General features: G+C 41.0%; 10 protein-coding genes. 7 read left to right on the top strand and 3 right to left on the bottom strand.

From position 1 onward, the window contains the following. Positions 1-599 precede the first annotated feature (599 nt). Both GQR52_RS18740 and GQR52_RS18735 read right to left on the bottom strand, forming a co-directional pair. Positions 600-851, bottom strand: coding sequence for a Rho-binding antiterminator (locus GQR52_RS18740; protein ID WP_165729420.1), 252 nt, complete (start codon positions 849-851; stop codon positions 600-602). A gap of 10 nt (positions 852-861) precedes the next feature. Further along, positions 862-1701 carry a DUF417 family protein gene (locus GQR52_RS18735; RefSeq protein WP_165729419.1) on the bottom strand — a complete coding sequence of 280 codons (840 nt, stop codon included), beginning with the start codon at positions 1699-1701 and terminating at the stop codon, positions 862-864. Between the two features lie 287 nt (positions 1702-1988). Here GQR52_RS18735 and GQR52_RS18730 point away from each other — a divergent pair, with 287 nt between their 5' ends. Beyond that, positions 1989-3455, top strand: a complete 1467-nt coding sequence (locus GQR52_RS18730) for a DASS family sodium-coupled anion symporter (protein ID WP_165729418.1) — start codon at positions 1989-1991, stop codon at positions 3453-3455. A 97-nt stretch (positions 3456-3552) separates the two neighbouring features. Next, complete coding sequence (locus tag GQR52_RS18725; RefSeq protein ID WP_165729417.1) at positions 3553-3987, top strand: GNAT family N-acetyltransferase; 435 nt, start codon at positions 3553-3555, stop codon at positions 3985-3987. Positions 3988-3989: 2 nt separating this feature from the next. Here GQR52_RS18725 and GQR52_RS18720 read toward each other — a convergent pair whose 3' ends face one another. Then, positions 3990-4625, bottom strand: coding sequence for a trimeric intracellular cation channel family protein (locus GQR52_RS18720; RefSeq protein ID WP_004334621.1), 636 nt, complete (start codon positions 4623-4625; stop codon positions 3990-3992). 708 nt (positions 4626-5333) lie between these two features. On the opposite strand from GQR52_RS18720, the gene xdhA reads away from it, so the two are divergent. Genes xdhA through uraH form a run of 5 tightly spaced genes read left to right on the top strand, consistent with a single transcriptional unit; the run spans position 5334 to position 10898 of the window. After that, on the top strand, positions 5334-6833 hold the full coding sequence (gene xdhA, locus GQR52_RS18715; RefSeq protein WP_165729416.1) for a xanthine dehydrogenase small subunit: 1500 nt from the start codon (positions 5334-5336) through the stop codon (positions 6831-6833). Next, positions 6820-9159 carry a xanthine dehydrogenase molybdopterin binding subunit gene (gene xdhB / locus GQR52_RS18710; RefSeq protein ID WP_165729415.1) on the top strand — a complete coding sequence of 780 codons (2340 nt, stop codon included), beginning with the start codon at positions 6820-6822 and terminating at the stop codon, positions 9157-9159. The genes xdhA and xdhB overlap by 14 nt, the downstream gene beginning before the upstream one ends. Then, on the top strand, positions 9152-10042 hold the full coding sequence (xdhC, locus tag GQR52_RS18705) for a xanthine dehydrogenase accessory protein XdhC (protein WP_165729414.1): 891 nt from the start codon (positions 9152-9154) through the stop codon (positions 10040-10042). The genes xdhB and xdhC overlap by 8 nt, the downstream gene beginning before the upstream one ends. Beyond that, positions 10039-10539 carry a 2-oxo-4-hydroxy-4-carboxy-5-ureidoimidazoline decarboxylase gene (gene uraD, locus GQR52_RS18700; protein ID WP_165729413.1) on the top strand — a complete coding sequence of 167 codons (501 nt, stop codon included), beginning with the start codon at positions 10039-10041 and terminating at the stop codon, positions 10537-10539. The genes xdhC and uraD overlap by 4 nt, the downstream gene beginning before the upstream one ends. Further along, positions 10536-10898 carry a hydroxyisourate hydrolase gene (gene uraH / locus GQR52_RS18695; RefSeq protein ID WP_240914495.1) on the top strand — a complete coding sequence of 121 codons (363 nt, stop codon included), beginning with the start codon at positions 10536-10538 and terminating at the stop codon, positions 10896-10898. Before uraD ends, uraH begins: the two co-directional genes overlap by 4 nt.

The raw sequence follows: 10898 nt of genomic DNA, 5'->3' as shown, positions 1-10898 counted from the left end.
TGATATTTGATATTTGACCAGAGCTTAAACTACGGATAAGTTCGGCTAATCTATTTCGGGAAGTTCGATCAATCATAAATACACATAACAGCTTATTGAACACCACTTTGGGGGTTTATAACACCCCAAAACGGCGTATATTACATTGTTCAATAATTCCACTAAATAACTTTAATGTAAACAAGTATTTAGGCATGTTATAAAAAGCCCTTTGTTATTTTGCACCAAAACGGCGTTTAATAATGTTATTGGACAAAATTAAATTAGCTGTTTATATAAACAGTTACTTCTGTAAGTTAGCTTTATTTATGTAGCTACCTTTTACGACCATAATTAACAAACGTACGGATACTAAGCGCTACACAAGCTTATTGAGGCTTACTTATACTGGATTAGCATTTTTTTACGCTTTAATAGCTGGCGTTTAGCCTTATTCGGTAAAAAACGTTATTAAAAAATTAAGAGGAGTAATAGGAAAATCTTGGCTTTATGTATCTAGCGTGTAATTAGCTAAAACATTGGTTAGATAAGCGAGCCTTAACATATTGATGATACAGGCCCGCTGAGGTGTTTATGATAAAAACGAATGAATGAGGTGTTTACTTTACATCAAAGTTCACGTGGTCAAAGTATGGATTTTTCTCACGCGCTTTAAGTATACTAATTGTAGTAAGCACGATGAGCTGCAGCTCGCTATTTACGTTAACAGCTATGCATTCGTCTCTATTCGCATTGCGTTTTGTGTCAGTTGCTACCCCACATACACCATCGCCATTTTTTAATATAAGCTCAATGCTTAAACGATGCATACAGGCAATTTCGATGTAGTCGTATTGGTTGCAACTGATCATAAAGTTCTCTTTATTTAGTCGGTTTAAAAATCATTAAAAAAGCGATAACAACAAGGTTGCCTACATACCATAAATCTTTAATTACAAACTGCCCTAAGCGCTCCAATAAAGTGGAAGAACTAAATGCGCCGGTTGCGGTAATTAAGAACGTTTGGGTCATCATAAACACGCTTAAACACGCTAAGCCACTTACAATAATTAGCTTTTTATTATTTAAAAATAGCCCTAAGCCTAATAACACAGCAAATAATACATCAAACCCGCCAATCACGTTAGATGCACCTTGTACGCTAAATACCTTATATAACCACGACATAAACGGTGAGGTTTCTACTAAACTTACAATGCCTTTTGCTTCAAACTCGTAAAACTTCATGCCGCCGATCCACAGTAAAACCATAGCAACCGGTATAAAGTTTAAAAGTACGTGTTGTTTGTCGGTAAGTTTGTCTTTATAAAATAAAAACAAATATAAAGGCACTACAGCAAAGTATTTAATTATGCCCTGCCCGCTACCAATGATTGGAAAGCCGCCAAGTTGCGCCATCCAACGGTTGCTGGCAAATAATGTTAGTAACGGGACGATGCTAATTACAATAGCTAACACGAGTGCCGCTGTAGGCTTTATTAATTTAAAATGCGCAGCTAAGGTTGTTGCTACTAGTGCGAGCATAATTGAGCCCGCCAATAAACCTAATGTATTTACACCTATTAACGCATCAAGCTCATAAAAGCTAAATGTAGCCGTTAACGTATTAGGATTTGCACCTAACGCAAACGATAAGCCAAGCAGTAGAAAGCTCAATGAGAGTAAAAAAGAAAGTGCGTTGTTTGTGTGTTTTAAGTTCATTGTATTTCCAAGTATTCGTTAAGACTTACAAAGACCTTACAAGCCGATAAAACAATTCAAACTAACCCTTAAAAAATAATAGTTGATTAAGTACAATGTAAGCTCTCATTTGGTAATTTAATTATTCATCTTTAGTTTATGGTTTATTACCTCTTTATTAATAAAATTAAATAAGTCTAATATTCATATGATGTGCGTCACCTGTTTTATTATTAAATGAAGTAAAATAACGTTGCCTTTTCAATACACAGAATGCATGCATTTCTATAACTTAGGGACATTTTTTAATGAAGGGTACTGATATTCGGGTTACCTCTGGACTGATTTCTATAGCCATTGTTTTACTACTTTGGTTTGCTGTACCGCCTCCGCAAGGTGTTACCGAAAACGCATGGCATTTGCTCGCTTTATTTATTGGTACTGTTGTTGCCATTATTGGTAAAGCAATGCCTATCGGCGCCATTGCTATTTTAGCTATTACCTCTGTTGCGTTAACCGGCGTAACTAATGACAGCCCATCTGGCGCTATTAAAGATGCATTAAGTGGCTTTTCTAACTCATTAATTTGGTTGATTGGTATTGCTATTATTATATCTCGGGGGTTAGCTAAAACCGGTTTGGGAAATCGTATTGGCTATAATTTTATTTCTCTTTTTGGTAAAAAAACAATTGGTATTGGTTACGCACTCGCGCTGTCTGAACTTGTTATAGCGCCTGTAACGCCAAGTAATACCGCGCGAGGCGGCGCTATTATTCACCCAATAATGAAGTCGATAGCAACAAGCTTTGGCTCGTCCCCTGAGGAAGGCACATCTCGTAAAATTGGGCACTACCTTGCTTTAGTGAGCTACCATATAAACCCTATTACATCAGCTATGTTTATTACAGCGACTGCGCCAAACCCTCTAATTGTAAAGCTTATTGCTGATGCTACCGGTGCAAATATTAGTATTACTTGGGGTACATGGGCGCTGGCAGCGCTTGTTCCTGGTTTGCTATGTATTGCCCTTGTGCCTTTGGTTGTTTATGCCATTTACCCACCTGAAGTTAAAAGTACGCCCGACGCTAAAAACTATGCAGAATCTAAATTAACTGAAATGGGCCCAATGAGTTATGGCGAAAAAATAATGGTGGGTGTTTTTGCTATGCTGCTTGTTTTATGGGCCGGTGTACCCGCAATGATTTTAGGGGCTGACTACGCAGTTAACACAACCGCAGTAGCTTTTTTAGGTTTATCGGTTTTATTAGTGACTGGTGTATTAAGCTGGGACGATGTACTTAAAGAAAAGTCTGCGTGGGATACCGTTGTTTGGTTTTCAGCATTAGTAATGATGGCCACTTTTTTAAATAAACTAGGTTTGGTAACGTGGTTTTCAACGCTTGTTGAGAGCAACATTGCGCAACTGGGTTTTGACTGGATTGTATCGGCTATTATATTGGTAGCTGTGTATTTTTACGCTCATTACTTTTTTGCCAGTACCACAGCACATATTACTGCTATGTTTGCCGCATTTTACGCCGCAGGTTTGGCGCTTGGCGCTCCGCCTTTATTTTTAGGTTTACTATTAGCTGGCGCTTCATCACTTATGATGTCGTTAACGCATTACGCAACAGGCACATCCCCCATCGTGTTTGGCTCAGGCTATGTATCATTAAAAGACTGGTGGGTAATGGGCCTTATAATGAGCTTTATTAATTTAAGTGTATGGGGAGTTATTGGCGGGCTTTGGTGGAAAGCACTTGGGTATTGGTAGTATTGCCTTTATTAGTTTGGCTTGCACATTTAATACTGCGCACTTATTTTGGCTAGTTCTACAATTATAAATATTAAGGCTGTTGCAAGGGAGCACTATGGTTTTTAAATTTATAAAGGCAGCATATTCAGACCGAGACTACTTATTAAGCCTCAGAAAACTAACTATGATTGAACACTTGGAAAGGGCCAGGTTATTTTTAACTGAGCAACAGCATGTTTTAAGACTTGATGACCAATATGACTGCTCCCACCTTATAGTTATAAATGAGGTACCCATTGGTACTTTAAAGTACCAAACGCACGCTCAATACGTTGAAATAATGCAATTACAAATACATCCACTGCATCAAAATAAAGGGTATGGGAAAGCGGTTATTGAACAAGTTATTACAAGTGCGCAGTCAAAACCCATTAAGCTCACAGTGCTTAAAAACAACCCAGCATTAGGGCTTTATAAGCGGCTGGGTTTTACTATAACGGATGAGAATAATTACGAGTACCACATGCAAACGCGGGCTACTCGTAGCTAAAATTAGTCGCTTTGATCTCTGAAGTCTTTTTTTCTGAAAATAGTTAAATGCCAACCCCAATGCAAAGAGCCTAATCTTAAAAAAATAGTCGTGAAAAATGAGCCTAAAATACACCAAATGTAATCTACATTAAGGCTAAATAAAGCAGCATAAACTGCACCACCCGCTAAACATGCAGAGGCGTAAGGTTCGCTGCGCATAACAGTTGGCACTTCACGGCAAATTACGTCACGTATTAAACCACCAAATATACCTGTAGTAATACCCATGGTAATTGCGACCACCATGCCAGAGCCATTAATGAGTGCTTTTTCTATCCCCATAATATTAAATAACGCCATACCAACAGCGTCTACTAATAAAAAGTAGTAATTATTAACGCGCGGTAAATATCGAATAAATGCAATTGTTGCTATAACGGCCCCATAGGTCGAATATAAATACTCCGGGGTAGCAATCCAAAATACCGGTTTGTTTAAAAGTATATCTCTGAGGGTACCGCCCCCTAATGCTGTAACGGTTGCCACCACTACTACGCCAAAGCCACTAATGTTTTTTTCATACCCAAGCAATGCCCCTGCAACAGCAAAAAATGCAACACCGAGTAACCCTAGTACCATAAAGTATTCAGCAGTCATGGTAATTCCTTTTTAAAGTTTATAAGGAGTTGTTTCAACTTACGTGCCAAAAAACATCCCTTAAAAGTTGAATTAACTTTAAAAAATACATTTAAAAACAACGCTGTAATTTACACTGAATGCAGTTTGAGGTTAGGTTTTATGAAAGGTAATATTTGAAAAGGTAATTATTTTAAAAGTAGGTATTTTTTACACGTTGTTTATAAGTAGCCCCTAAAATTAAATTAGCCCTATTTTTCCACTCAAAATAAGCGAGATAGCCTACAAAAATTGACTCAAAGATTAATAGGCTAATACCTATCCAACTTGTAGAGTTACATAAAAAAATAACGCTGACACCTACCCTAATTTTTCATTGTTGATTGGTATTATACGGCCATTAAAAACATGTCCCCTTGGTCAGGTTTAACCACACCACAAAGCATTTTCATTAATGTGCTTTTACCAGCCCTATTTTCCCTTTTAGATTTAAATAGTAAAAGCATTCGCTTCACCGTGCCTTATTTTTAAGGCTACTCCGTTATTACCTATACCTCGACAATTTAACCCAACCGCCCTTAACTGACCAAGCGGTCAACAATGGCATAGTAACTGCAATAAGCTAATTAAAGATTAAAAAGTATTTTTGTTACCCGTGCGCAAACAACAAGAAAAAACATACGCCAAGCCTTTATGTATCAGGGCTTTATAAAAATTAAGGGGGTCTGTGTGATTCAATTTTTATTAAATAACACGCCAATTGAAGTACAAGAATGTTCGCCAAGTCTCACCATTTTGGACTGGCTACGCACCAAAAAAGGGAAAGTGGGCACCAAAGAAGGGTGTGCAACTGGCGACTGTGGCGCGTGCACAATTTTAGTGGGTGAAGAACGTATAAATGCAAACGGGCAAACTAGTTGGCAATACAAAACAATGAACAGCTGTTTATTGTTATTAGGTAATGCGCATGCAAAACATATAGTAACGGTAGAGGCTGTGACTACTGGCTTATACCCAAACTTAACCGATTTACACCCCGTACAACGTGCACTCGTTGAGTGCCATGGTTCGCAATGTGGTTTTTGCACGCCCGGTATAATAATGAGTTTGTTAGCTCTTTATATTAATGAGCCAACGTACCCTGGTAAAAAAGCGGTTATTCATGCACTTGGCGGTAACTTATGTCGTTGTACAGGTTATAGCCCAATATTACTTGCAGCCGAAAAAGCCTATAGCTATGAACGTAAAGCTGAACCGTACTCAGCAATGGCCGCCCAATTTAAAGCATCACTTAATACGCAATATGATGACGATATTCCATTTTTAAAAAATGGTCCTCGCAAATTTTACTTACCACAAACTGCCCAACAACTTGTTGAGCTAAAAGCGCTTTATCCTTATGCACATTTAGTTGCTGGTGGCACCGACTTTGCCATTGAGCTTAGCCAAAACATGCTCTTACCGGATGTAATTATCTCCCTTAGCCAAGTAAAGGATCTTTGCACCTTGGCAGATAATAACGGTGAGTTACACATAGGTGCAGCGCTACCTTATAGCCAATTTGTTGAGGCATTTTATAACCATTACCCAGAGTCAAAAGAGCTATTTGAACGCTTAGGATCAAGCCAAGTACGTAACAGCGGCACACTAGGTGGCAGCATAGGGAATGCCTCTCCGATTGGCGATCCAGCTCCCCTTTTAATCGCTCTTAATGCATCAATGGATTTATTAAGCAGCGCTGGTTCGCGCACTATTAAAGTTGCCGACTACTTTATTGATTACAAAAAAACAGTTCTTAAAAGCGATGAAGTAATTAGTAAGTTCACCATCCCAAAGCGCCCAGAGTCGCTAAAACTGGCCTGTCATAAAATATCAAAACGCTTTGAAGACGATATATCTACCGTGTGTTTGGTGCTTGCTATAGAGCATTCACAAAACATGATTACTCAAGCCCGCTGCGCTATGGGCGGTATGGCAGCTATTCCTAAGCGCGCGCAGCATATTGAGCAAAAGCTGGTATCTCAATCATTACAAGTAAGTAGTTTTATAGACGCAGCAACGGCTATTAACGATGACTTTACGCCCATGAGCGATGTAAGAAGCAGTGCGCATTACCGCGCTACGGTAAGCAAAAACTTATTACAACGCATTGGTATTGAGTTTTGTGATCCGCAAGCATGCAACAATAACAACATTGCCATTACGAGGATCTCACATGCGTCACTTTGAAATGGATAAACTAAAAGCGCAAGGTGGTAGCGTTGGACAATCTAAATATCACGAAAGCGCTATTAAACAAGTTTGTGGCAGTGCAAATTTTGCCGACGATAATCCTGAGCCTTACGGCTGCCTGCATGCCTACCCAGTGCTCGCCCCTGTTACAAGCGGCTTTATTAAATCAATAGATACAAGTCTCGCACTGGCAGTTGAAGGCGTTAAACGTATTTTATCGGCCGAAGATGTTCCGGGTAAATTAGATATTGGCCCGGTATTTCCAGGTGATGTACTGCTGACCAGTCATGAAATTCAATACCACGGACAACCTGTGCTGGTAGTAGTTGCCGACACCTATGAAATAGCGCGCCGCGCTGCACGTTTGGTGTTTATAGAGTGCGAGCAAACTACGCCCATACTTGATATTAAAGAAGCCATTAGCAAAGAGCACTGGGTGAGGCCGCCCCATTCACTTAACCGTGGTAACAGCGAACAAGCCATTAATAACGCAGCCCACCAGCTTAAAGGCGAAATAAACATAGGCGGGCAAGAACACTTTTATTTAGAAGGCCAAATAGCGCTGGCGCAACCTGATAACGACGGGGGCATTCATGTTCAGTGCTCTACGCAACACCCAACAGAGGTTCAACACTTAGTTGCTAAAATTTTAAAAAAGCCATTTAGCTTTGTAAACGTAGAAACCCGCCGTATGGGCGGTGCTTTTGGTGGCAAAGAAACCCAAGGCTCACCATGGGCATGCCTTGCAGCCCTTGCGGTTTACCACCTTGGCTGCGCAGTAAAAATGCGCCTAGCCCGCAGCGACGATTTTAAATTAACCGGTAAACGCCACCCTTTTTATAATCAATACCATGTTGGTTTTGACGAAAATGGTTTAATAGAAGGTGCCGACATTACCGTAAACGGATTTTGTGGCTACTCGCCAGATTTATCTGATGCAATTGTAGACCGTGCCATGTTTCATGCCGATAACGCCTACTACTACCCAGCCGCCACAATTAAGGGTAATCGCTGTAAAGTAAATACCGTAAGCCATACCGCATTTAGAGGATTTGGTGGCCCGCAAGGAATGATTATGGGCGAGCTAATAATGGACGATATAGCAGCCAAATTAGGTAAAGATCCGCTTGAAATCCGAAAACTTAATTTATACAAGAAAGGCCGCGACACCACGCCGTACCATCAAACCGTAGAGCAACATATTTTAATAGATATGATAAACCAGCTTGAGGAGTCGGGTGACTACTGGGCACGTAAAGAGGCTATTAAAGCATTTAACGTATCGTCACCTATTATCAAAAAAGGCCTTGCAATGACGCCAGTTAAATACGGTATTTCGTTTACGGTACAACACTTAAACCAGGCCGGTGCATTAGTGCATGTATATAGCGATGGCTCTATACATTTAAACCACGGCGGCACCGAAATGGGCCAAGGGCTAAACACCAAAATTGCGCAAATTGTAGCCCATGGTTTTGGGGTCGATTTTAACGCGGTAAGTATTAGTGCTACGCGTACCGACAAGGTACCAAACACTTCACCAACAGCGGCCTCAAGCGGTACCGACTTAAACGGTATGGCGGCGCTAAATGCAGTAAACACAATAAAAGAGCGCTTAATTAATTTTATTACCGAGCACTTTGAAGTAAACAGCCAAAGTATTACATTTAAAGATAACTTCATTACTTTTAGTAAAGGGGAAATTAGCTTTAGCGAACTTGCAAACCTTGCTTACATGAACCGTATATCGCTTTCATCTACCGGTTATTACGCCACACCAAAAATTCATTACGACAGAGCTAAAGGCGAAGGCCGCCCATTTTTTTACTACGCTCACGGCGTAGCACTGAGTGAAGTAGAAGTAGATACGCTTACGGGCGAAAACACGGTAACCCGCGTTGATATACTGCACGATGTAGGCAGTTCAATTAATCCAGCACTTGATATAGGGCAAATTGAAGGCGCCTTTGTGCAAGGTATGGGCTGGCTAACAACCGAAGACTTACAATGGAATAATAAAGGCCAGCTTGCAAGCTTTGGCCCAGCCAACTACAAAATACCAGCTATTGGCGATACCCCTGCCGAATTTAACGTCAATCTTTATAACTCAGCAAATCCAGAAACCACCGTGTTTAGATCAAAAGCCGTAGGCGAGCCGCCATTTATGCTGGCCTTTAGTGTATGGAGCGCCATTCGTAATGCAATAAGCAGTGTGGCTGATTACAAATACACCGCCCCACTGGATACACCCGCAACCCCAGAGCGAGTATTGAGTGCAATTGAGCAAACCGCTAGCTGGTTTAAGGAGAATCAACATGACTAATTTAAATGAGTCGTTTCAGGGTTTTCATACTCAAAACTGGGCGCAGGCTATAAACGAGCACGAAAAAAGCGGCACTAATTATGTTATTGCCACGGTGCTTGGCACAAATGGCTCAACCCCACGCGGCACAGGCTCAAAAATGGTAATAAGCGGCGAGCATATTTACGACACCCTTGGCGGTGGCCACCTTGAATACGTAGTAATAGAAAAAGCCCGCGAACTACTTGCCAAAGGCGAAGCCGCCCAAGTAATTGAGCAATTTAACCTAGGTGCAAATTTAGGCCAGTGCTGCGGCGGGGCTGCCACCGTTATGCTTGAGTGCATGCAATGCGAGCGCTTTACCCTCGACATTTATGGCGCAGGCCATGTAGCACAAGCGCTTATTGGTATATTGGCACAGCTGCCTATTCGCATACGATGGATAGATAGCCGCGCAGATGTATTCCCACAGGCTATTCCAAATAACGTAGTAAAAGTGGTTGATGAAGAGCCAACAGAACAAGTAAAACGTGCGCCTAAAGCTAACAATTACTTAATACTGACCCATAACCACCAGCTCGACTTTGCACTCACCCAAGCCATTATTAAACGCGCTGATGCCAATTGGCTGGGCGTTATTGGCTCTGACACTAAAGCAAAACGTTTTAAACAACGCCTAGCACATCGCGATTTTACAGCCGATCAAATACAACAAATGACCTGCCCTGTTGGGCTTAAAAATATTACGGGCAAATTACCAATGGAAGTGGCTATTTCGATTAGTGGACAGCTAATTGGCCTTTATCAGGCTATGCAAACCCAAGCGCCAAAACGCCAAGGCTTGCAATGGCGCACACTAAAAAATGCCTTAATTAGCACCACGCAGGAGGAAGTAGACGCATGAGTAGCTTACAAATAAATACGCTAAATGATGCACAAGCAAAACAAGCACTTGAGCATTGCTGCGCGGCCCCTAACTGGGTGGCGGGCATGGTAAAAGCAATGTCATTTAAAAGTGCTCAACAGCTGTTTGAATGCGCACAAAGCATATGGGATAGCCTTGGCGAAAGCGACTATTTAGCTGCCTTTGAAGGCCACCCGCAAATAGGTGATTTATCAACCCTTAGCAAAAAATACGCTGCTACCGCACAAAAAGCGGGGCATGAGCAATCAGGTATGAGCAAAGCAAACGAAGCCGTACTAACCAAAATGATTGCCCTTAATAAAGAGTACCTGAACAAGTTTGGCTTTATTTTTATTGTGTGCGCCAGCGGTAAAACGGCCGAACAAATGCTCGAACTCATAGAGCAGCGCATGCACAACACCCGCAGTACAGAGCTAAATATTGCCGCGGGCGAACAAGCCAAAATAACAAAAATAAGATTGGAGTCATTGCTATGAATAAAAGTATGAAAAAAAGTATGAAAAAAAGCCCTATAACCACCCATATACTCGATACCAGCACAGGAAAACCAGCAGCAAACGTTGCTGTTAAGCTATTTAAACTTACAAATAACGAATGGGTGCAACTAACCCAAGGCACAACCGATAGCGATGGGCGTATTACCGACTGGCTAAATACAGAGATAGAATTTGCAACCTATAAGCTAGTATTTGATTTAGATAGTTATTATCAAAATCAACCTACCCCAGCGTTTTACCCAGAGGCGCAAATTACCTTTAGATTACAAGATAAAAAGCATCATCATATTCCGTTATTACTTAGCCCATTTGGCTACTCAACGTACAGAGGCAGCTAA

Origin of the sequence: Pseudoalteromonas sp. 31A1 (genome assembly GCF_011378815.1) — a bacterium.
GTDB lineage: Bacteria > Pseudomonadota > Gammaproteobacteria > Enterobacterales > Alteromonadaceae > Pseudoalteromonas > Pseudoalteromonas arctica.
Note: the sequence above shows the minus strand (reverse complement) of the source record. Positions and strands in the feature narration are given on the sequence as shown.